Annotated in this window: 15 protein-coding genes; 9 read left to right on the forward strand and 6 right to left on the reverse strand. The window is 40.1% G+C overall.

Going from position 1 to position 23,950, the window contains the following annotated elements; translation table 11 throughout:
• The first annotated feature begins 57 nt into the window (after window positions 1–57).
• From ALPR1_RS01910 to ALPR1_RS01945, 8 genes are all read left to right on the forward strand, one after another.
• Window positions 58–3,180 (forward strand): SusC/RagA family TonB-linked outer membrane protein, encoded by a 3,123-nt coding sequence (locus tag ALPR1_RS01910; protein ID WP_008198023.1) that lies wholly within the window; start codon window positions 58–60, stop codon window positions 3,178–3,180.
• Window positions 3,181–3,200: 20 nt separating this feature from the next.
• Window positions 3,201–5,069 (forward strand): RagB/SusD family nutrient uptake outer membrane protein, encoded by a 1,869-nt coding sequence (locus tag ALPR1_RS01915; RefSeq protein WP_008198025.1) that lies wholly within the window; start codon window positions 3,201–3,203, stop codon window positions 5,067–5,069.
• Between the two features lie 24 nt (window positions 5,070–5,093).
• The gene (locus tag ALPR1_RS01920; protein ID WP_008198026.1) at window positions 5,094–5,798 is read left to right on the forward strand and encodes a DUF3823 domain-containing protein; all 705 of its coding nucleotides are present in this window, start codon (window positions 5,094–5,096) and stop codon (window positions 5,796–5,798) included.
• 71 nt (window positions 5,799–5,869) lie between these two features.
• A complete protein-coding gene (locus tag ALPR1_RS01925; protein WP_040302464.1) occupies window positions 5,870–6,934 on the forward strand; it encodes a family 43 glycosylhydrolase in 1,065 nt (354 codons plus the stop codon).
• A gap of 180 nt (window positions 6,935–7,114) precedes the next feature.
• The gene (locus ALPR1_RS01930) at window positions 7,115–9,265 is read left to right on the forward strand and encodes a beta-L-arabinofuranosidase domain-containing protein (protein ID WP_040302465.1); all 2,151 of its coding nucleotides are present in this window, start codon (window positions 7,115–7,117) and stop codon (window positions 9,263–9,265) included.
• The gene (locus ALPR1_RS01935) at window positions 9,258–10,805 is read left to right on the forward strand and encodes a glycoside hydrolase family 43 protein (protein ID WP_008198029.1); all 1,548 of its coding nucleotides are present in this window, start codon (window positions 9,258–9,260) and stop codon (window positions 10,803–10,805) included. The genes ALPR1_RS01930 and ALPR1_RS01935 overlap by 8 nt, the downstream gene beginning before the upstream one ends.
• Before the next feature lie 54 nt (window positions 10,806–10,859).
• Window positions 10,860–12,710: a glycoside hydrolase family 2 protein gene (locus ALPR1_RS01940; RefSeq protein WP_008198030.1), complete on the forward strand. Its 1,851-nt coding sequence runs from the start codon at window positions 10,860–10,862 to the stop codon at window positions 12,708–12,710.
• 84 nt (window positions 12,711–12,794) lie between these two features.
• The gene (locus ALPR1_RS01945) at window positions 12,795–13,916 is read left to right on the forward strand and encodes an aldose epimerase family protein (protein ID WP_008198031.1); all 1,122 of its coding nucleotides are present in this window, start codon (window positions 12,795–12,797) and stop codon (window positions 13,914–13,916) included.
• 55 nt (window positions 13,917–13,971) lie between these two features.
• On the opposite strand, the gene ALPR1_RS01950 is transcribed toward ALPR1_RS01945, so the two are convergent.
• The 6 genes from ALPR1_RS01950 to ALPR1_RS01975 form a co-directional block, all read right to left on the reverse strand.
• A complete protein-coding gene (locus ALPR1_RS01950; RefSeq protein WP_008198033.1) occupies window positions 13,972–14,628 on the reverse strand; it encodes a transmembrane-type terpene cyclase in 657 nt (218 codons plus the stop codon).
• A 945-nt stretch (window positions 14,629–15,573) separates the two neighbouring features.
• Window positions 15,574–16,479 (reverse strand): serine hydrolase, encoded by a 906-nt coding sequence (locus ALPR1_RS01955; protein ID WP_008198035.1) that lies wholly within the window; start codon window positions 16,477–16,479, stop codon window positions 15,574–15,576.
• Between the two features lie 125 nt (window positions 16,480–16,604).
• Window positions 16,605–18,173: an amidohydrolase family protein gene (locus ALPR1_RS01960; protein ID WP_008198037.1), complete on the reverse strand. Its 1,569-nt coding sequence runs from the start codon at window positions 18,171–18,173 to the stop codon at window positions 16,605–16,607.
• Between the two features lie 137 nt (window positions 18,174–18,310).
• Complete coding sequence (locus ALPR1_RS01965; RefSeq protein WP_008198040.1) at window positions 18,311–19,669, reverse strand: FAD-binding protein; 1,359 nt, start codon at window positions 19,667–19,669, stop codon at window positions 18,311–18,313.
• Between the two features lie 51 nt (window positions 19,670–19,720).
• Window positions 19,721–21,904, reverse strand: coding sequence for a xanthine dehydrogenase family protein molybdopterin-binding subunit (locus ALPR1_RS01970; RefSeq protein WP_008198042.1), 2,184 nt, complete (start codon window positions 21,902–21,904; stop codon window positions 19,721–19,723).
• A gap of 8 nt (window positions 21,905–21,912) precedes the next feature.
• Window positions 21,913–22,374 (reverse strand): (2Fe-2S)-binding protein, encoded by a 462-nt coding sequence (locus tag ALPR1_RS01975; protein ID WP_008198043.1) that lies wholly within the window; start codon window positions 22,372–22,374, stop codon window positions 21,913–21,915.
• Between the two features lie 348 nt (window positions 22,375–22,722).
• Between ALPR1_RS01975 and ALPR1_RS01980 the strand changes: the two genes are divergently transcribed.
• Window positions 22,723–23,946, forward strand: coding sequence for an ATP-grasp domain-containing protein (locus ALPR1_RS01980; protein ID WP_008198045.1), 1,224 nt, complete (start codon window positions 22,723–22,725; stop codon window positions 23,944–23,946).
• Window positions 23,947–23,950 lie beyond the last annotated feature (4 nt).

A 23,950-nucleotide genomic window follows, 5' to 3' on the forward strand; every position in this document is an offset into this window, starting at 1 on the left:
ATTGTCCAAATCGAAGGCTTTTTTATTCACATAGTTTTTAACCCAAAATGATTATTTATGAAAAGACTTCTTCTCATGAAATCTTGCCTTCTGCTCCTTATAGCTATCATGGCGGCTTCTCCGCTAATGGCGCAGCAAGGCAGAACTGTCCGGGGGACAATCCTGGAAGAAACATCCGGAGAGCCGCTCCCGGGTGTTAGTATCCTTGAAAAAGGAACTACAAATGGAACCGTCACAGATTTGGACGGGAATTTTGCACTTACTCTCGCTAGCGTTGATGCGACCTTGAGAGTTTCCTTTATTGGATATAAAACACAAGAAATATTAGTTGATAACCGTACGGAAATCAATCTTCAAATGGTCAGTGATCTTGGTAATCTTGATGAGGTGATTGTCATTGGTTATGGCGAGCAGCAAAAAGAAACTATCACTGGGGCAGTGGCAAATGTCACGAGCCGAGATATTGACAAAGTACCTTCAGCAACTGTTTCTGGTGCCTTGGCAGGTAAAATGGCAGGTCTTTCCTTCCGTCAACCTGATGGACGTCCCGGTGCTGGCGCTTGGCTTCAAATTAGAAACATGGGAACCCCACTTTTTGTAATTGATGGAATCCAGAAGGATGAAGGTCAATTTAACAACTTGGCTCCAGGGGATATAGAAAGTATAACTATCCTAAAGGATGCATCAGCAGCTGTCTACGGGTCTAGAGCCGCCAATGGTGTGGTCCTTGTGAAAACGAAGCAGGGGAAGCGTGGAGAAACTCCAACCATTAATATCAACGGGTATTATGGCTGGCAAAACTGGTCCAGGTTTCCTGAGGGTGTGGACGCCTATGAATGGATGCTTGGAAAAGCTGATGCAGACATTAACCAATTTGGAAGCACAAATATTACTGCTGAAGAATTAGAGAAATGGAATCAAGGAACTGAATATGGATATAAGTCATTCGACTGGCAGGATTTTATCATTAAGGGAAATGCTCCACAAAGTAATTTCAACGCCTCGGTATCCGGTGGTTCTGAACGTACAAACTATTACCTATCTGTAACCAGATTCGATCAGAAAGCTGTTTTCTCAGATGAGTTTGAGTTTAACAGAACGAATATCCAGTCCAATATCACCACCGATATTACCAACAAGCTGAAGGTAGGTATGCAGATTAATGGGCGGATTGAAAACAGAAATAACCCAGGAGTACCTGGTGGGGATGATTATTGGCAACCAAGATTTGCCTTGTTCAGAAACAGGCCAACAGAGAGACCTTATGCCAATGACAATCCGGACTACCCAGCCAACATCAATAATATAGAAACCAACTGGGCTTTGTTGAATTATGACCGTACTGGTTTTTATGAAAACAAATGGCAGGTCTTACAGACAAACTTTACTGCCGAATACGAGATAATTCCTGGATTGACTGCGAAAGGTTTGTATTCCTATTATTTGGCAGACAACATGTTCAATACCTTCGAATACACCTATGATGTATTTGGCTATAATCCAGAATCGGATGAATATTTTAGATCTGGTGGAAATGATAACCCATACAGGGATCGAGGTCAGACAAAAATCATGGAGAACGTATGGCAATTGTCTTTGAGCTATAATAAAACTTTTGGTGAGAAGCATAATTTCTCTGCTTTTGCATTGAACGAGCGGATCGATCGAACCCGACTTTATAACTTCCTACACTCCGTACCTACCAATAATTATTTGGATATCATCAAGTTTGCTGATACCGATACTTATAATGATGAGCGTCAAGTGGAGGCGAGAATTGGCTATGTAGGTCGAATCAATTACGACTACGCGGGCAAATATCTTTTGGAATTAGCAGGTCGTGCAGATGCTTCCTGGAAGTTCTCTCCTGATAATCGTTGGGGTTTCTTCCCTTCAGTTTCTGCAGGTTGGAGAATTTCAGAGGAAGAATTCATGAGTGAATTTTCTTCTAAACTTGATATGGATGAGCTGAAAATCAGAGCTTCCTATGGTCAACTAGGGGATGATAATATTGGTATCGGTCCATTTGATTATTTGACAGGCTATAGATATGGTGTGTCCACGGTAATTGTGGATGGTGAAAATATTCAAGGTTCTGCCAATACCGGACAGCCGATTGATAACCTTTCTTGGTATGTAGCGAGTATCGCAGATATAGGATTGGACTTCTCTTTTGGTAGCGGCAAAATCACCGGTGCTGTTGATTATTTCCATAGAAAAAGAACGGGTCTTCGAGGGGTAAGAAATGATATTTTCTTGCCATTGGAACTTGGGTACGGTCTGACAGATGAAAATTTAAACTCAGACTCCAATTCTGGAGCAGAGATCGCTTTAAACTGGAATGGGAAAGCTGGAGATTTGGTATTCCGAGTTGGAGTAAATGCCTCCTATGCAAGAAGTAAATTCCTACAATCTTATAACCCAACTTTTAGCTCCTCATGGGATCGATACAGAAACTCACGTGAAGATCGATACAATGGAATTTTCTGGGGATATGAAATAGAGGGTCAGTTTGAATCTTTTGAAGCGATAAATGACCATCCAGTGAATATCGATGGACAAGGGAATAAGACGTTGCTTCCAGGAGATCTTATTTATAAAGATGTTAACCAAGATGGTAAAATTGACGGGTATGATGAGCGTCCAATTGGATATCAGTCTGGAGGGCAACCAAGCTTGAATTTCGGTTTGAATTTCAATTTCCAATACAAAGGATTTGACTTGACTGCTGATTTCTCAGGTGGAGGAATGTACTCTTACAACCAAAACTGGGAAATGAGATGGCCATACCAAAATGGTGGTAATCTATTGGCATCCATGTATGACGACAGATATCACCGAGAAGATATTTTGGATATCAACAGCCCATGGGTTGCGGGTAAAAACCCTTCTCTAAGATTCAATACAGGTGGTCATAGTAACTATAACAGGAATTCTACCTGGTGGTTGACAAATGTAAAATACCTCAGAATGAGAACATTGGAAGTAGGGTATACCCTGCCTGAAAGAATGCTGAACAAATGGAACATGTCCAGAGCCAGATTATTTGTGAGTAGCTATAACCTGTTTGCCTTAGATAATGTGCATCAGTTTGGTATCGACCCTGAAGTTGCTGATGAAAATGGTTTACAGTACCCACAGAATAAAGTGGTCAATGTAGGATTCAACGTGTCATTCTAATAAACCCGAAAGAACGAACAATGAAAAATTTAAGATATATATGCCTTTTTATTATTCTCGCCGTTGCAGGTTGTGATAATGAAGAGTTTTTAGATAGAGAGCCAACCGATATCCTAGGTGAAGATCAGGTATGGGAAAATGAAGAATTAGTCTTTTCAGTATTGGCAGATTTGTACAATAGATTGCCTGATTTTCAAGGAGTGGAGAATTGGTGGGAATACGCCAATTTCGATGAGACTTTTGCTAGCAATGCAGGTGATTATTGGAGACATCAGAATCAAGAGTATGGATATGGTAGCTGGGGAATGTGGGATTACGGATACATCCGAGATTTAAATCTCTTTATCCAGAAGTGTAATGAAGCTACTGAGCTTTCTGATGATTCAAGAGCAAGATTTTTGGCAGAAGCGAAATTTATTCGCGCAATGGTGTATTTCGAGCATGTAAAGCGAATGGGTGGAGTGCCTTTGATCTTGGAGCCTTTGGAATATGATTACAGCGGTGATCCTACTTATTTGCAATACGCCCGGGCCAAAGAACATGAAATCTATGATTTTGTGATTGCTGAAATGGATGCGGTAAAAAATGACCTACCTAATGGAGGTACGAAATCCAGAGCCACTCAGGGGGCTGCACTTGCTTTGATTTCCAGAGCAGCTTTATACGCAGGTTCGATTGCCAATTATGGTCAAATGACTCCCGAAGTTTCTTTACCTAACGGAGAAGTAGGAATTCCATCAAGCATGGCAGATGCCTATTATACCAAGGCGCTAAGTGCTTCCGAAGAATTGATGAATTTGGGCACCTATGAATTGTATGATCAGGACCCAGACAAATCGGAGAACTACACTAATATTTTCCTGAATAAAAATTCAAACAATGAAGTGATTCTAGCCAAGGACTTCTTGGTACAGGGCAGAACTCATGGCTTCACTATTGATAATATACCGCGTTCTCTAAGAGAAGAAAACACCTCCGGTGGAAAGATGAACCCATCACTTAATTTGGTTCAGTCTTACGAACTATTAGATAATACTTTTGCAGAACTGCCAACCAAGGACGAGAATGGAGATCCAATTTTCTATGATAATCCAATGGATATTTTCGAAGGAAGAGATCCAAGATTAATGGGGACAGTGATTGTGCCAGGGGCATCATTCAGAGGAAAAGAAGTGGATATCTGGGCAGGATACAAATTAGCTGATGGTTCGGTAATCACTTCAGGACAGCTTGGTGGACGAGCTCAATTACCTGGTAGTGACGCTTCGGTTCAGGTCGTTGGTTTTGATGGACCTATTGATCAATTGGAATGGTCAGCTCAGAATGGTTTTTACCTGAGAAAGTATGTGGATACTTCGGTAGGTTCCGGTCAACGAGGTACGGGATCCGGGGTATGGCTGGTAAGATTCCGGTATGCTGAGATCCTATTGAATGCGGCTGAAGCTGCTTTCGAACTGGGAGAATTGGATAAAGCCGCTGAATACATGAATCAAGTAAGAAGGAGAGCAGGTTTTCCTATTGACTTAACTCCTGGAGAAATTGATTTTGATAGAATTGTTCATGAGCGGAAGGTGGAATTGGCTTTTGAAAATCACATCCTTTGGGACAAAAAGAGATGGAGATTGGCCCATCAAGTTTGGAACGGAGTTACAACAGATTTGACAAATAATCCTGGAGACGCGATGGCAGTTAGCACCAGAGTATTCGGACTGAAACCATTTAAATATTATGAGCCAGGATCTCCAAACAATGGAAAATGGATTTTTGAAGAGTTTGTTCCTGCACCGGTATTTAATGCTCATAGATTCCGATTAGGAAACTATTACTCCCTAATAGGGGACAATGTGCGAAACAACAATCCAAAGATTGTTAGAAATCCTAACCAATAAGTATTCCTCTAAACTCAAAAACACATGAAATTAAATTTCAAAAATATACTGGGAATGATGGGGATAGCAGCTTTCCTCACATCCTGTAACTATGATAATTATGATGAGCCTAGCTATCAATTAGATGGACGGATCGTCTATCAGGGCGAGCCGATAGGTGTCAGTTATAATGACGTTTACATAGAACTCTGGGAATCAGGCTGGCAACGACTTGGTAATATCGGAGTGGCAGTGGATCAAGATGGGTCTTATTCTTCCTTGCTTTTCAAAGGGGATTATAAAATGATCATACCAAATAATCAGGGACCTTTCCAGAAGATCACCAATGATCAAACCGGAAATGATACTATACCAGTCAATCTAACAGGAAGCCGTACCATGGACATTGAAGTGATGCCCTATTACATGATCAGAAATGTATCTATTAATGGGGGCTCAGATCAAGTGTCTGCGACATTTGACTTAGATCAGATCATCACTGGAGATGATGCACGAAATATTCAAGAAGTGTCACTTTATGTGAGTAAAACCTCATTTGTCGATATCCGAACTAGCATTGCTACAACTAATAGAGGTGGTGGTGATTTGGAATCTATGACTGGTATTTCATTGGGAGTGGATGTTCCTGAAAGAGTACCAACTCAAAACTATGCTTATGCCAGAGTGGGTGTAAGAATTGAGGGAGTGGAGGACATGATCTTTTCTGAAATTGTTAAAGTAGACCTATAATAGGTTAATTGGGTAAAGCCGGGAAGAACGGATCTTGAGATGGGATCTGGGGGACCCGGCTTTTTTTATTTATGTTTAGAAAAAATAAGCTCGTGTTTTTACCTATTATTTGCCTTTTACTCACATTAGGTTCATGCAGGAATACATCCGAGAGTCAAATTCATGAAATGGACTCTGGGAATGACACTTTAACCTATTCCAATCCTGTGTTCGAACCAGTCTTAGCAGATCCTACTGTTATAAAAGTAGGAAATGAGTTTTTTGCCTATGGGACAGAGGATAATTGGGGAAAAGAAGGTGGGTACCATTTAGTCCCTGTGATCAAATCTCCAGATCTGGTAAACTGGGAAGTTGTTGGGAATTCCATGGCGAAGAAACCCAATTGGAAGGAACGTGGAGGAATATGGGCTCCAGATGTCACGCAGGTAGGGGATCAATTCTATATGTATTATTCATTTTCCACCTGGGGTGATCCAAACCCAGGCATAGGTTTAGCTATATCTGAAAAGCCTGAAGGCCCCTTTATTGATCAAGGACCTGTTTTTACCTCTGAAGAAATCGGAGTGAAAAACTCAATAGATCCATTTTACATTGAGGAGAATGGAAAGAAGTTTTTGATTTGGGGGAGCTTCCATGGCCTTTTTATGACTGAGCTTTCCTCTGATGGGAAAAAGCCAAAAGGGGATAAAATTCAATTAGCAGGAAATCATCTTGAGGCAGCTTATGTGTTTAAAAAGGATGGATTTTATTATTTGTTTGGATCTGCAGGAACCTGTTGTGAAGGAGCAAATAGTACCTATCAAGTTTTGGTAGGTCGATCAAAAAACCTCTCTGGGCCCTATCTTGATCAAGAGGGGAAAAATATGAAGGAGGAAGACTCCGGTACCTTGGTGGTAGGGAGGAATGAAAGCGATCATGGTTATGCTGGCCCAGGACATAATGCTGAAATAGTCACAGACTCTAAAGGTCAACATTGGCTTTTATACCATGGTATGTCAAAACAAAAACCTAAGCTAGAGAATGGTACCAACCGACGGGTTTTATTATTAGATAAAATTCAGTGGACAGACGGTTGGCCAGAAATAAAAAATAAAGAACCAAGTTTAAAGGCTAAGGACGCACCGGTTTTCAAATGAAAGTTTAAAGAGTCATCTATGAACCTTTTCATTTTAGAACTGCTGTCTTAACTTTAAAGGCTATCCTAGGAATGAAATAATCTTATTAATCCCAAATTATTTTTAAGTCCTTACTCAATCAATAAAACCCAAAAGAATTCTTCCTTTACTAAGGAAATGAATGGTCTAATAACCAATCACATGGTAAACTCATTTATTAAATCTGGTATCTCATTTTGCCTTTTTATTGGCCTTTTGGCTTGTTCTGGAGAGGATGATTCACAAAATCAAGTGACTATCATCGATCGGATTCCTACAGAAGGAACGAATGGATTTTATATCAGCAATAGGCAACCACTTATGCCGAGTTCCTTGATCAAACTTCCTGTAGGGGCAGTAAAACCGGAAGGATTTTTAAAAGAGTACCTCATTCGTCAGAAAAATGGGTTGACTGGAAATCTGGGTAAAATATCTGCCTGGCTGCAAAAAGATAATAATGCCTGGCTTTCTGAAGATGGAACTGGAGAATGGGGTTGGGAGGAAGTTCCTTATTGGTTGAAAGGTTATGCAAATATTGGTTACATCATGGAAGATCAGGAGATGATCGATGAGGCCAAAATCTGGATAGAAAGTGTGCTAAACAGCCAGCGAGAAAATGGTGATTTTGGACCGAAAATAATGGATGGAGAACATCCTGATTTCTGGGCTAAGATGATCATGCTTTACTGTCTTCAATCATATTATGAATATTCACAGGATCAGCGGGTCATTGATTTAATGAGTAATTATTTCAGATATGAATTAAGCGTACCTGATGAGGAATTTTTAGAAGGTTACTGGCAGCAACTTCGTGGTGGAGATAACCTTCACAGTGTGATCTGGCTTTATAATCGAACCGGAGATGAATTTTTATTGGAATTAGCAGAGAAAGTTCATCGCAATACCTCCAATTGGGGAGGCAGAGACCTACCAATGGATCAGGTAAAAAATTATTTCGAAGTACGAGATGGAGGAGAGGTTCCGGATTGGTATAGAGATCAGGTAGATTGGCATAATGTAAATCATGCCCAGGCCTTTCGGGAACCCGCTCAATATTATCTCTTAAGCAAGAATGAGCAAGATCTTCAAGCCAGCTATGAGAATTTCGAAATCATACGGGAGCATTTCGGTCAAGTTCCGGGTGGAATGTTTGGTGCAGATGAAAATGCCCGTCCCGGGTATGCCGATCCTCGTCAGGGAGTAGAAACTTGTGGAATGGTGGAACAGATGAATTCAGATGAGCACTTATTGAGGATCACTGGAGACCCATTTTGGGCTGATCATGCAGAGGAAGTAGCTTTCAACACTTACCCAGCAGCAGTAATGCCTGATTTCAAAGCCCTTCATTATATCACATCCCCAAACATGGTTTTGTTAGATGCAGAAAACCATTACCCAGGAATTTCTAACAAGGGTCCATTTTTAATGATGAACCCTTTTAGCTCTAGATGTTGTCAGCATAATCACTCGCAAGGCTGGCCCTATTTCATTGAAAATTTATGGATGGCAACACCAGACAATGGGGTTGTCGCAGCTATTTATGGTGCCAGTAAAGTGGAAGTAAAGGTAGGAGATGGAAGTCTGGTGAAGATAGAAGAGAATACAAATTATCCTTTTGAAGAGGAGATATCATTTACTGTAAATACGCCAAAGGAGGTGGCCTTTCCTCTGTATTTAAGGATCCCTGCCTGGGCAAAAAATGCTTCTATTAAAGTTAATGGCCAATTGTTAAAAGAAAATATTTCTGGAATTGGATTTGCAAAAATCAATAGAAAATGGGCAGATGGAGATCACATAACTCTGATGCTTCCTATGGAAATTGAATTGAAGGAATGGGAGAAAAACAGCAATAGCCTTAGTGTCAATCGTGGACCCTTGACTTATTCTTTAAAAATCAGGGAAAAACACTATAAAAAAGAGAGTGATGAAACGGCACAATGGGACTCTAAATGGCAGAAAGGTGCAGACACAAAAAAGTGGCCTTCTTGGGAAATTCACCCCGTGACGGATTGGAATTATACTTTGGTCATCGATGAAAATGATCCTTTATCTTCCTTCGAAGTGATGAAAGGCCGGTGGCCAAGATCTAATTTTCCATTTACAGTAGAGGAAGTTCCCATAAAAATAGTGGCAAAGGCTGTACAAATTCCAGAATGGACTCTAGATGAAAATGGTCTGGTTGGAGAATTGAAAGATTTGCCTAAAACTTCCGACCAAGAAGTGACAGAAGTAACTTTAATTCCTATGGGAGCTGCCAGGCTAAGAATTTCTGCTTTCCCTCATATAAACGACAAGCCCAAAACTAATGATTAACCCAATCAATATTTCCAAAATTGTCCTTTTTGTATTTCTATTCGCTGGAATATCCAGCCTGACTTTCGGACAAAGTCGAAGCTTTGACAATCCTGTTTTAGCAGGAGACCGACCGGATCCAACGGTAATTAAAATTGATAATTATTATTATGCTTCGGCAACATCTAATGAATGGGCTCCCCTGTTTCCGATTTTCAAATCGGATGATTTAGTCAATTGGGAGTTGGTGAATTATGTGTTTCCCGATGGAGCGCCTAGCTGGGCTAAAAATAATTTTTGGGCTCCTGAACTCTCATATGATGAGGATCAAGGAGTACTTTATGCATATTATACAGCAAGGGATAAAGAAAGCAATCGACTTTCAGTGGCTGTGGCTAGCGCCAGTTCTCCTTTGGGAAAATTCACAGATCATGGACCCTTGGTAGCTCAGGAGTATGGTTCTATTGATGCTTTTGAAGCGAAGGATGAAAATGGGAAAATCTATGTGCTTTGGAAAGAGGACGGAAATAGCAAGGGACAGAAGACTCCTATTTGGGCGCAAGAAATCAATCAAGATAGGACAGCTTTAATCGGAGATAAACATGAGCTTTTCCGCAATGACCAGGAATGGGAAGGAGGACTCGTAGAAGGGGTGGCAATCTTTCAGAAGAATGGCTATTTCTATGCGACGTATTCAGCGAGAGGTTGTTGTGAAATTACTTGTGACTATGTCACCGGAGTAGCAAGGAGTAAGTCCCTTTTGGGACCTTGGGAAAAGTATGATATGAACCCTGTCCTTCAAGATAATGAAAATTGGAAATGTGCAGGACATGGAACGGTAGTCGAGAAGAATGGTGAGCTATGGATGCTTTATCATGCATATAATACTGAAGGAAGTGTGTATGTAGGGAGACAAGGGGTATTGGAGAAAATCGAATGGACCGATGATAATTGGCCGATTTTAGCCAACAATGCAGGCTATGAGCGGAGCAAAGCCTCTTTAGAATTTAATGACAATTTCAAAGAGCGACTGGACCCTATCTGGCAATGGAGAGTAACTCAGGATATTCAATATAAAACTGGTGAAGAAGGCTTAAAACTTCAGGCTTCTAAAGAAAATGAAACGCTCGGAACCTTACTAGTTCAAGGGACTAAGTCACTGGATTACCAATACGAGGCTACTATTATTCCTGATGAGCAAGCAGCAGCTGGTTTGGCAGTAATTGGAGGAGCAAACAATGGTTTTGGAGCTCCTGTGGCAGGTATGGGTGTTTCTGTGAGAGGAGATCAGTTGATGCTATGGGAGACCATTAATCAAAAAACAAACGAAATAGCCACTGTGAACATATCTTCTGAAAATCCTGTAAAATTGATTTTGAGTATGGAGGAGGGGTATAAAATGTCTACTTCAGCAATAGTTGATGGGGAAATAATTCAGGTAGGAGAAATTCAGGATGTTAAGCACCTGGTACCTTGGGGAATGGGCTTTAGACTGGGTTTGGTAGCAAAAGGATCCAAGGATTCTTATGCCCATTTCAAGGAAGTTAAAATAGTATATTAGTATTAAGTTTGGTTGGTAGAGCGGAGTTTAAATAAAATCGAAAAACCTATTAAAATGAAAAAAGCATTAATTATTGGCGCAAGCTTATTTTTTGCCCAACAAATCACCCCATTGCAAGCTCAGGATTGGGCTCCAGTGGAGGGGAGAATCATGACAGAATGGGCAAATCAAGTCAGTCCTGAGAATGTGCACCAAGAATACCCAAGGCCACAAATGACGCGTGAGTCTTGGACAAATTTAAATGGACTTTGGGAATATAGCATTCTCCCAAAAGGACAGGCAATACCTACCAATTTTGAAGGAGAAATTCTTGTCCCTTTTGCAGTAGAATCCGCTCTTTCTGGTGTTGGTAAGACAGTAGGAAAGGATAATGAATTATGGTACAGCACCACATTTGACACTCCAAAAAAGAAAAGTAAAGAGCATGTCCTATTGAATTTTGGAGCTTCTGACTGGGAAACAGAAGTTTTCGTCAATGGTCAAAGCGTAGGCAAACATCGTGGAGGTTATGATCCTTTTCAAATGGATATTACCGACTATTTACAAAAAGGCAAGTCACAAACTCTACAAGTACGTGTCTGGGATCCAAGTGATGATGGCCCTCAGCCTCGGGGAAAGCAGGTCAATAATCCTAATGGAATCTGGTACACTCCTGTGACAGGAATTTGGCAGACTGTATGGATTGAGACTGTTCCCGAAGCCTATATTTCTGGACTTAAAAACTCCTCAGACATCAATGCCAATGAGATTCATGTAACTCCAGAAATTTCAGGTGCCACGGATCAGATGGTTAAGGTATCCGCTTGGAAAGAAGGAGTAGAACTTGCCGCTCAGACAATAAATCCGGGACAAACTGCTGAGTTAGCGATCAAAGGGGCTCAATTGTGGGAACCTGGAAATCCTTTCTTATATGATTTAAAAGTTGAGTTGCTGGATGGTAAAAAAGTAATAGATGAGGTGGGAAGCTATGCAGCTATCCGAGAAATCACAATGGAGCCAGACGCCAATGGCATTCAGAGAATGAAGTTAAATGGCAAATTTTTATTCCAATATGGTCCACTGGATCAAGGTTGGTGGCCTGACGGATTGTACACGGCACCTTCTGAGGAAGCATTGGTATTTGATATCAAGAAGACCCAGGAAATGGGTTTCAATATGATCCGTAAACACGTAAAAGTAGAACCTGCGAGATGGTATTATGCTTGTGATAAAATGGGGATGTTGGTATGGCAAGATATGCCAAGTGGAGACATGGGCAATGGATGGGAAATGAAATTGGCAGTATTAGGAAGCCAAAGTGATAGAGATAGAACTCCGGAATCAGAGGCAATTTATAGAGAAGAGTGGAAAGAGATTATGGACGATTTTTACAATTTTCCTTCCATCGTAGTTTGGGTTCCTTTTAATGAAGCTTGGGGTCAATTCAAAACCAAGGAAATTACTGAATGGACTAAAAATCATGATCCTTCCCGATTGGTCAATTCTGCCAGTGGAGGAAATTTTGAAATGGAGGGAACCAAGATCGTTGGTGATATCATAGACCTTCATAATTACCCAGATGCGAAGATGCCTGCTCCAGGAATTTATGGCAAGGAAAATCTTCTGGTATTGGGAGAGTTTGGTGGCTTAGGACTTCCTGTAGATGGGCATGTTTGGCAGCAGAAAGATAACTGGGGATACCAGAGCTTTAAAAATGAACAAGAGCTTTTGGATCGATATGCAGGTTTAATGAAAAGAATGGAGGAGTTGATTGCTGCAGGACTTTCTGCTGCAGTTTACACTCAGACTACGGATGTGGAAATTGAAACAAATGGTTTGATGACCTATGACCGTAAAATAATCAAAATGGAAGCGGCTAAATTGAAGCCACTTCACGAGAAGTTATACCAAGTTCCAGTTAAATAAATTCATGGATCAAATCCCTATTCCTAAAAATTTTGGACTAGGGGTTTTGAACTTTAAGTAGGCACAATAAATCCAAAAAAAACTATGAAAATAAATGCCTTAACCCTATTAATGAGTTGCCTGCTTTTAAATTTTGCATGTACTCAAAAAAAATCTCAAGATAAACCTATTGAAGAACCTGAAATGAAAGAGAACCCTTATCAAATTTTAACCTTAAGTAATAAGAATGGTGTGAAGATGACAGTCACCGATCTCGGAGCCCGAGTGATGACTTTACTCGTCCCAGACAAAGCAGGAAACCCTGTTGACGTGGTTTTAGGATTTGACAGTCCAGAAGAGTATTTAACATCACCTGAACCATTTTTTGGAACTGCGGTCGGACGGTATGGAAACCGAATTGCCAAAGGGAAATTTACCTTAGAAGGACAGACTTATAATCTTCCAATCAATAATGGAGAAAACTCTCTACATGGAGGTCCTGGCGGGTTTCATAATGTGATCTGGAAAGTAGAAGAAGCAGATGATTCACAAATTGTATTTAGCTACTTGTCCGAAGATGGCGAGGAAGGTTATCCTGGCAACTTGAAAGTGAAAATGACCTATTTCTTGACTGATGAGAATGAGTTCAAGATCACCTATGAGGCGGAAACAGATAAAGCAACTCCAATTAACTTGACGCACCATTCATTCTTTAATCTAGATGGAGCTGGATCAAGTGATGTTTTAGATCATGTACTTCAGTTAAATGCCAGCAAATACACACCTGTAGATAGCAGTTTAATTCCTTTGGGAAGTATTGATCCTGTGGCAGGAACCCCGTTTGATTTTAAAAACGCCAAAGCAATCGGTAAAGATATTGGCGTTGAAAATGAGCAACTGAAATTTGGTGGTGGATTTGATCATAACTGGGTGTTGGATAAAAAAGAAGAGGGTGGCTTAGAGCTCGCTGCTACTGTTTACGCACCAGAGACGGGGATTTCTATGGAAGTTTGGACTACCGAGCCTGCTATCCAATTTTACTCTGGAAACTTCCTGGATGGAGGAGTGCAGGGGAAAGGTGGTAAGGCTTATGAATTTAGATCAGCCTTGTGCCTGGAGACTCAGCATTACCCAGATTCTCCAAACCAAGCTAATTTCCCTTCTACTATATTGGAGCCTGGGGAAACCTATCAACAAACTTGTATTTATAAGTTTGGAACGAAGTAAATCAAAAAGCCATCCTGAGAATTTCGGGATGGCTTTCTTTATTCTTTGAAGCGGTTTAGGCCTTCGGTTGTAATACTTTTTTTGTTGATTTCTTGTCTTGGACTAAGAGGTAGATATAGAATAAATCTACCACAAAAATGATCAGCCCTAGATAAAGGATATGCTTGTTGATTCCACCGGCAGTTTTTGATCCAATCATACCGATTAATACGGTAGAAGAGAAAGTACCAAAGCATTTTGAGATAGCTATCAGCAAGGATTGTCCATGACCTCCGCCTCTTCGGTAAAACATCCGAATAAAAAGGAAAGACATCACAAAATTGATAGAAAAACCGATGTAGAGAGCTCCTTGGACTATTCCGAGCCACTCAAAGGTATAATAATGGAATACAGAAGATAGAATCAGGAAAATAAATGCCTGAAGATAAAATACCGTGTCATTGGCTTTGACTTCCTTCCGACCATACTTGAAATAAGTATATAGAATTCCAATGTCTATCCATACCCATAAAAAGTTAACTATTGTGGATACATGATACCCAAACACAAAATAACCCTGTACCGTGTAATGGATTTCCCAAGTGAGATTTAATGCTAGGGTTATAAATGGAATGGAATAAGTTTTATCTCTAAAACCTATTCGTAATGCATCGACATACGCCACTATCCAACCTATACCGCACAAGGCTATAAACAAAGAACTAGTAGTCATAAATCATTCATTGTGATATGCGCTTCAAAAGCCATCTTTTTTTGCTTTTGAAAATTATGCGTAGGCGCTAATTAAATTAAAAACTAGGTTTTTTCGAGTTTTGGTTAAATCTACCCTATTAAAATATATTTCTGTTTCACTCATCCCTTTGTGAGGCTAAATTGCCATATAATAATTGAAATCTCCTCCACTTTCGAAATAATCCACTAAGATTATTTCTTTGCTAATCCCCAAAATCAGAAGTAGTGCAGCAATCACTATTCCCCTGAGTTATTTTTAGATTTAAAAAGGTTCAGAACTAAGTCCTCACTCATTTTCCCCAAAAATAGTAATTATCCTGTATAGCCTATTTTTATTTACTAGTCATCATTCCAATTTTGACTGGTAAAAGGCAAAAGAGAAGATAAAATACCGCCCCAAAGTTATGTTAATCGAAGTCATTTTTTAAATAAAATATTGATTTTGAACAGGTATTTACTTTTCTAACGCCTCAAACTCAATCTTAAGATCTTTGGATTTTAGAGTGTTTGTTGTTGATAGTAAAGCGGTTACCATTCTATTTTTATGGCTTTTTAATAAGCAGCGATGAAATCAAAATACTTCACCGAGAGAATTTTCTTAAGAACTTTTTTCAATTTGGTATAAATACGAAATAGAAGGGATTTAAGACTTGGGGCAAGCCTCAAAAAATTACTTTCTGTAGGTATAGAAATTAAAATTGACTGTATTCCTGCCAGTTTTCCATAGCCTCTGGATCATCAAAAACAAATTGAATTAATCGATGAACAATGCTTAAGCTATTTTGGCTATTTGTGAAGTAGACAAAGCCTTTCCCCTCACCAGGAGAAATTCGTCAAATTTCTTTGGGTTGATCTGGGCAAATGAGCTTTGAAAAGGTGAAATGAAAAAAGAAAATGAATGAGGAAGAGGTGGCGTTTCTTCATTTCAGTTTTCACTCATCATATGTTCATAAATGGTTTGGGAAATCCCGGCCAATTGTTCCGTTCCCTTGTCAAAATCTGCTAAATTTTTTGAAAGCAAGACCAATACATAGCTGCGTCCATCTGGTAGATAAACGATTCCTGCATCATGATGCACACCTGTGATGGAACCTGTTTTATGAGCTACAGAAACTCCCTCCGGAAGATGAAATGGAATGATTTCATTGAATTTCTGATCCTTGAGGATAGAAATCATCTCTTGACAATCTTCCTGAGTACCTGCCTCATTTAAAGCAATAGCTTCCATGATTTCTAATAGGTCCCGAGCTGTGGTGGAGTTACTTAATCCTAAGTCATAAGCCTTTTGGTCTTCAACTCCACGTAGCACTTCAATTTTAGCAGCGCCTAAATCTCGCATGGTAGCCGTAACTTTTTTTGCATCCACCAATTCTATCAGAACATTGGTAGCAAGGTTGCTACTCACAGTAATCATGTTATACATGAGGTCATTGAGTGAGACTTTCGTGCCTATTTTGTTGTAAATAATATCATCGCTGTCATCTCCTATATCCATGCTATAGGAACTACCATCCACAATACTTTTAAATTCATTGACCAGTAAAATAGAATCATCGAGATTGAGTTTGCCCTCTTCCTCTTGTTTGAATAATTCGATCATCACAGGGACTTTCATGGTACTTGCCGCATGAAACTCCTCATCTGCCTGGATCATCAAATTATCAGAAGGGTCGGAAAGATTAATGAAAGCCACAGCCACATCACCTTGAATAGAGGCAATTTGGGCGGAAACGAGCTCTTTAAAATCCGCTTTTTGCTCAGTTTTCTGTTGGCAAGAGACAAGAAAACCTAATAGTGAGAGAAACAGGAAAGTGAATAGACGGGTAGACATAAGTATAGTAGCTGGAGATAAATAGGAATTTGAAAATAGTAAAACACAATTTATCAATTTCTTAGCTTATGGTATTGAAATGATTTATTTCCTAATTCTTGGTTGCCTTAGCTATTATTAACTTGTCAGTTATTTTTCACCATTTCTTTGATATCTTCCCTAAGCTGGACAGCATCATAAACGATTCCATCTTTGATTGTGTATTTTATACCTCCAACTCGCTCCATTTTTCCTGTTTCATCATTAAGTTTGAGAAAACCTGTGCCATAGAGGACTTTTAAATTTTCAATCGGATTTTCATCCACAATGATCAAGTCAGCAAGTAGTCCTGGTCTAATCACACCAAATTCAATGGGTTTTCCTTTAGGTTCAAAAATCGCCTGTGCTGCATGTAAGGTAGCTCCTCTGATAACCTCCAAAGGATGAAAACCAGCCTCTTGAAGCAATTCCATTTCTTCTATGTATCCAAAACCCCACAAATTATAAATAAATGAAGCATCGTCACTAACAGTGACCCTTCCACCTGCATTCTTGTAGTCATTTAAGAAGGACATCCAAACTTTATAGAAGTTCCTCCAAGCTGTTTCATCCCAAGAAGTCCAATTGTAAAAATAGGAACCGTGGTTTTCTCTGTTCGGTGTATAGAAATCCCATAAGCTAGGTAAAGTATATTCCTTATGCCATTCCGCATTTCTTTCGCGCATCAGATCTCTTCCTGCTAGGTAGGCAGTCATGGTAGGATCTAGGATGAAGTCATTTTCCAAAAACTCTTCGATCAAAGCATTCCATCTTTCACTTCCTCTTGGGTGAATTTTATCCCATTGGTAAGCAACTTGGCTAAAACGATGTTGCTCATCATTGTAATTAAATTCTGCTGGCCAATGCTGGACATCCTCATCTTTATATAGTGCTTCGAAAAGACCATAGTAATGAGTCAAAACATCTAATCCCATTCTTGCTGCATCCAAAGCGTTGGTTTGAGCTACCATAGGTTGTGCTATATGGGCTACAGTTCCCATGTTATTTTCATGAGCAGCATCTATTGCAGCTTTCAAGACAGCAGGATCATGATTGAAAAATTTAATTCCTTCTACACCTTGTGCTGCTGCCCATTGGACCCATTCTTGGGCTTTTTCAGGCGTATAAACAGGTCCTCCTTTCCAATCTTCACCCTGTCCTAAAGTATGGAAGGCAACGATTCTAGGAGCCACAATTTCGTTTGAGGCGGATCGCTTTTTCTCACTTTGGGTCCATGCTACATTTGCTGCGGGGACTCCTCGGATTGTAGTAATTCCATTGGCCATCCAAAGTTTATATGGATACTCTGAATTTGGTGATTTTTCCGCCCCACCCACGTGTGCGTGAAGATTGATAAAACCCGGTAAGATATAGGAGCCGTGAGCATCGATTTCCTTGGTCGCTCCTTGGGGGCGACCTTGATCTTCTATGGGCACATTCGGCACACCAACTTGGCGGATTTCTACAATTTTATTGCCTTCAATCACAATATCTGCAGGGCCTGCTGGAGGTGCACCTGTTCCATCGATTACAATGGCACCGCGGATAATTAATCGATCGTAAGGCCCTTCTCCTTCATCAGCTCTTCGATCAGGAGCTGGATTGAGTTTAACTTGGGAAAATACGCTTGAGCTGAGGAATATTAGCCCAAGACAAAAAGTTAGGAGATATTTCATAAGGTTGGTGGTTGGTTGTAATATTAAAAAAGTCAAAAACCACTTGATTACCAAAGTTTTGTGGAGTTCAGTCATTATTCTGACAAAATACAATCATTACCAGCTAATGGAACCCAAATCTTAATTGATAATATCAATTAGTAAATATTTAAGTCCAAATAACTGTTTCTGAATTTACCTTCAGGATCATATTGCTTAGCTAAAGCCAAATATTCTGGAAACTTTTCGTACAAAACATGGAGGATAGCAGGGGAGATTGTGAAAAGCTTTCCCCAGTGTGGTTTAACTCCAAAAGGTGCCAGAGCATTTTCGATTTTTGGCAAGGTTTCCATGACCTCTTTAGTTTTTGGCTTCCAAGTAAAGTGAATGGAGATACAATCTTGGTGATAGCAGGGACTCATCCAAAAACCATCAGCTGCAATGGTTCTAATTTCTGTAATCATTAAGTGGGGATAGATTTCTTCCTTTAATTTTTCCACTGCTAGGATTGCCTCAACGGCATTTGCCCTTGGTACAAAATATTCTGATTGTAATTCATCTCCTGCACTGGGAGTGAAACCCATTTTGAAATGAGGGAGCCTATCGTACCAAGGCCCTGGAATCCCCATTTGTTCAGAGCATGCTTCTGCTGATAATTCTACAATAGGGTGGAGATTTTTGGTTGCCGCCTTTGCTCCATAGAAATCATCTCCTAAGTTCTGTGGATTGGTATCCATTCTTCTTTTTACCCATACTTCGCTCACGTTGTTATCCATCCAGTTGGTAAACAAACTCACACTATATCCTGCAGACATGATTTCCTCAAAGTTGCTTTCCACTGCCGCTAAAGGTAAATCTTGAAAGACATCTTGCCTGACATCAAAAGCATCTTGTAATTCCAATGTTACTTTGCTGATAATTCCAAAAGCTCCCAACCCAACTACAACGGCTGGAAAACCAGGATCATCACGATTTAAATTCACGAGCTCTCCTGAAGGTGTCACGAGTTCTATAGAGATTACAGACGTAGCAAGATTTCCATTTTTGACACCGGAACCATGGGTGGCTGTAGCACAAGCGCCGGCAACAGTGATATGAGGTAGAGAGGCCAAGTTATGGAGTGCATAACCCTTTTGGTAAAGCTCCTCCGAAAAATCACCATATCTTGCACCGGCCTCTACTGTTAAGGTTTTATTTTCTTCATCGAGATTGATCCACTTATTTAGGTTTTTTGTGGAGATCTGACTTTCCGGACTATCTGCAATATTATTGAAGCAATGTTTGGAGCCCAATGCTTTTTGTTTCCCTTGTTTTCGGACAATTTCCTGAAGTTCTTCAACAGACTGGGGTTCTAAAAGGGTTTTTGCTTGGTAAGTATAATTCCCGGCCCAATTTTTCCGAATGATTTCCTGAAATTCTTCCTTGCTAGTTTCTTTTGGGGTGCAAGCCAAAAAGGGTGACAAAAATCCTCCTGCCATGGCCAGAGAAGTTGTCTTAATAAAATCTTTCCTTTTCATGTAACAATTTCAATCAAATAATTCAATAATAGTCACTTACAAAAAAGTAGTTTAGCTATTTAATGCTTCCAGAACACGCTCTGGGGTAAATGGAATATGAGTCAGGGGTTTTCCAGTTAATTTGAGGAAGGCATTTGAAATTGCTCCGGCTACCATAGGAGTAGATGTTTCACCAACCCCTTCTGGGTGTTCTTCTGAATCAATCAAAGCTATTTCAATGCTATCTGGGCAATCTTCCATTCGTAAAAGAGAGTAGTCATTGAAATTGGATTGTTGGACTTCTCCATTCACAATGCTTATTCTTTCTTGTAGTGCACTGCTCATACCCATCATGATCCCTCCTTCCATTTGTGCTTTTACATTATCTGGCTGAACGATAATTCCAGCATCCAAGGCGATCCAAAAACGGTGAACTTTAATTTTACCAGTAGTTCTATCGAGAGAAATTTCACAGATGCCGGTTCCAAGAGAACCATGCTCTACAAAAGAGATTCCTTTGGCTCTGCCTTCCGGACTTGCCCCTGCCCAATGAGACATTTCCACTGCTTTCTCTAGGGTGGCTAATGCTCTTGGTGAATCGCTCATTAACTTTCTCCTAAGTGCCACGGGATCTATATTTTGATCTAAAGCAACTTGGTCCAACATGCTTTCTATGGCAAATTTATTCGCTCCATGACCCACAGATCTCCAGTGCTTTAATCGTACACCATGAGTGGTTTCACGCCAATCAGCAAATTGATTGGGGATGGCATAATGGCTATTACGTATTCCGCTGGCAACCAAATTTCCTCCATCACCCACAACTGTATGGGAAAAGCTGTTGATTTCTCCCTTGGAGTCGATGCTTGCTTTCACTCGCTGGAGGGACATAGGACGGAAAGTACCATATCGAAGGTCATCTTCCCGTGTCCATATAAGTTTTACTGGTTTGGGAGCCATTTCTTTTGCCAGAATGGCACATTCTTCAACAAAATCACTCAAGCTTCTTCTCCCAAATCCGCCACCAAGGTATTGTAAATGAACGTTTACATTTTCGGGTGGAACACCTAAGATTCTTGGGACTCCCAATTTGGTGTCCGCTCCTTGCTGGCTACCAACCCATACTTCTGCTTTTTGCAAATCCTTCGAAACTTGAATAACTGCATTCAAAGGTTCCAGCTGCGCATGGTACACATAGTCGTTCTTAAAATCGCAAGAATAGGTTTTGGAAGAATTCTGCCTCGCATTATTTACATCACCTTCGTCAACAATGACTTCTCCATTTTTGGTCCCTTCGGCTACTTTTTCATATTCTGAATAAATTTCATCTGAGTTAAACCCAGAAGAAGCCGATTCGCTCCACTCTATTTTCAATAAATTTTTGGCCAATAATGCCTGTTCTAAAGTTTGGGCTATGAGCCCAATGGCATAATCAAAGGGTACAATTTTGATAATTCCAGGCTGTTCTAAAATTTCTGATTCGTTGAGTAAAGTGGGCTTTGCACCATGTCTTTTTCCCCTTTCCAAGACGCCATAAACCATATCGGGAAGGCGGACATCGATGGCAAATTGTGCCGTTCCATCTACTTTTGCAGGGATTTCTGTGCGGGGAACATCCTGGCCTATTAGATTAAAATCGGAAACCTTTTTGATTTCCTTCTCGGTAAAATCCGGAAAACTCTCAGGGGTAGTTAAATAGGGAATCAATTCTCCATAGCTGATTTCATTGCCTGAAGCTTCATGAGTAATAACACTTTTTGAGGTCTTCAACTCAGAAATAGGCAGCTCCCAATGTTTGGCTGCTGAGTGAAGTAAAATATATCGTGCTTGTGCACCTGCTTTACGCATGGTGGTAAAGTAGCTATTGGTGGTTCTGCTTCCGACGGTAAACATTAGCTTGCTATCTGGGGACCAACCGGGAGAACCATAAATATCAGATTCCTGAGGAGAGAATTCTACCTTTACTTTGGACCAGTCGGCATCCATTTCCTCTGCGAAAATCAAAGGCAGGGAAGTCATGGAACCTTGCCCCATCTCTGCAGCAGGATTATAGATTGTCAGGCCTCCATCTTCTGTTAACTGAACCCAGGCAGAGACTGAATGCTTTTCAAATTGTTCTTTTAGCTTCTTTTGATCGGTACAGGAAACCATGACTGGAAATAAACCCGAGGCACCAATGAAAAGAGCAATTCCACCGGAGGATTTTAAAAATTCCCTACGGTTGATAGTCGCTATTTTGGAGATATCTTTCTTCATGGTTCAGATTATTTGTTTTGGGCAGCCAATTCAATGGCTTTAATGATTCGTAGGTAGGTCCCACAGCGGCATAAATTACCATTCATGTGTTCTTTGATCTCCTCTCTGCTTGGGTTAGGGTTATTTTCCAGCAAGTTTACAGCCTGCATGATTTGACCAGAATGACAATATCCACATTGAGGAGCTTGAGCTTCAATCCATGCCTTTTGAACCGGATGGTCTCCATTTTCAGATAAGCCTTCAATGGTTGTTATTTTTTCTCCGTTTGCGAAGTTATTTACCGGTAAAACACAGGCTTTCATCGGATTTCCATCAACGTGGATGGTACAGGCTCCGCATTGTGCAATTCCACATCCATATTTGGTCCCAGTCAGACCAAGGTGTTCTCTGATTACCCAGAGCAAAGAAGTCCCTTCCTCTACCTCCACTGGATATTTTTGATTGTTGATATCTAATGTATAAGAAGCCATATGCAGGATGATTTGAGACTTAAAATACATAAAAAACGATGATTATCAATTATTTAAAATGCAGTGTTCAAACTCGAGATTATGACTCATTTTTTCTTTTAAATTGAAATTAGTTTTTGAATGCATACAAGTAATTGAGGCATAAACTAGGTGTTTTTTACATTATTCTAAGAAAGAACTGTACTCTGTAAGGTAATTGAAAATTTATGGAACGATGCTTCGATAAGAACCCTTGTATAAGAGTATTCCTCGTTCTAAATGACTAATCAGTCCAATTCATCTTAACACTTCGTGTTGCTCGAGGGATCATTTTATTAATTAGTTTTTTCACTTTAAACCAGAAAAAAAATGGCTAAATGTTTCGCATTGATCGGCTGGAGTTTGCCCGTAATAGAAAGTATGCAAAAAACCGGAAGGCCTTTCGTCGTAGTTTCTTTTCCAGATTTTGAGCCTTATGCAGCTGAAAATAATATTCCTTTTGTTTCCTATCAATTGGACGAATGGAGTGATACCTCCAATTCCATCAACCTATATGAAAAACTGAAAGCTTTTGATGCAGATGTAGCAGTTCCTTTATATGAGGAGACTGTGGAATGGGCAGGAGCTTTAAATTCCATTTATAGAGGAGATCCACGTGTTTTGAATAGAGCATTTTTATTCAGAAATAAGGCTATGATGAAGCGGAAAGCTTTAATCGGTGGTTTACGTGTAGGTCTATTTGAGGAAGTTTATAACAAAGAGGGTGTTAAAGCCTTTATGAAACGACTTAACCAAGCAAACCTTCAGCTAGATGGAGAAGAAGATAGCTGGGTACATATCAAGCCCTTTGCCTCAGCGGGAACTGTAGGTCATAGGTTATTACGCTCAATGAGTGATGTAGATGAAAAATGTGAAGAGGGAGATTTCCCTTGCTTGGCGGAGAGTCATTTACCAGGTAGAGAGTTTTCCTGTGAAGCCTTCATTAACAAAGGAAAAATAAGGTTCCTGAACATAACAGAGTACGTGAAATTGGGTTATTCTAATTTTATTCCAGAAGGTAGATATTTGGAAAGCAAGCGAGACCTTATCCATAAGGAAGTTCAAAAGATGGTGGACATCTTCGGAATTGAATATGGAATGGTACACCCAGAGTGGTTTTTGACTGAAAATGATGAGCTGAATTTTGGTGAAACAGCCTGTAGAATTCCTGGAGGGCATATTCTAGAGCTTTGCTCAAAATCCTATGAGTTTGATGCGCTAGCAGCATTTGTGATATGCCATGACCCAAATATCACAGAAGAAGAGCTAGATGAAATCTTCCCAGCAAAAGATTTTAAGCCAAAAAACTATCATGGAAACGTGATGATTTACCCAAGGAAACGTCAATTCTCTAAATTGGAAATTCCTGAAAGCCTAAATGAAGAACCCTATTTTGTAGAACATACACTTGTGGCACCTCTAGAAGGACAAAAGTTAAGTTCAGACCGGGATGGTTTTGGTAATCACTTTGGAACGATCAATTTCCGAGGAGAAGATCCAGACCGGATGACCGAGCTGCTGAAGCATTATGAAGAGGAAGATTTTTACGTATAAACAT

Origin of the sequence: Algoriphagus machipongonensis, assembly GCF_000166275.1 — a bacterium.
GTDB classification, from domain to species: domain Bacteria; phylum Bacteroidota; class Bacteroidia; order Cytophagales; family Cyclobacteriaceae; genus Algoriphagus; species Algoriphagus machipongonensis.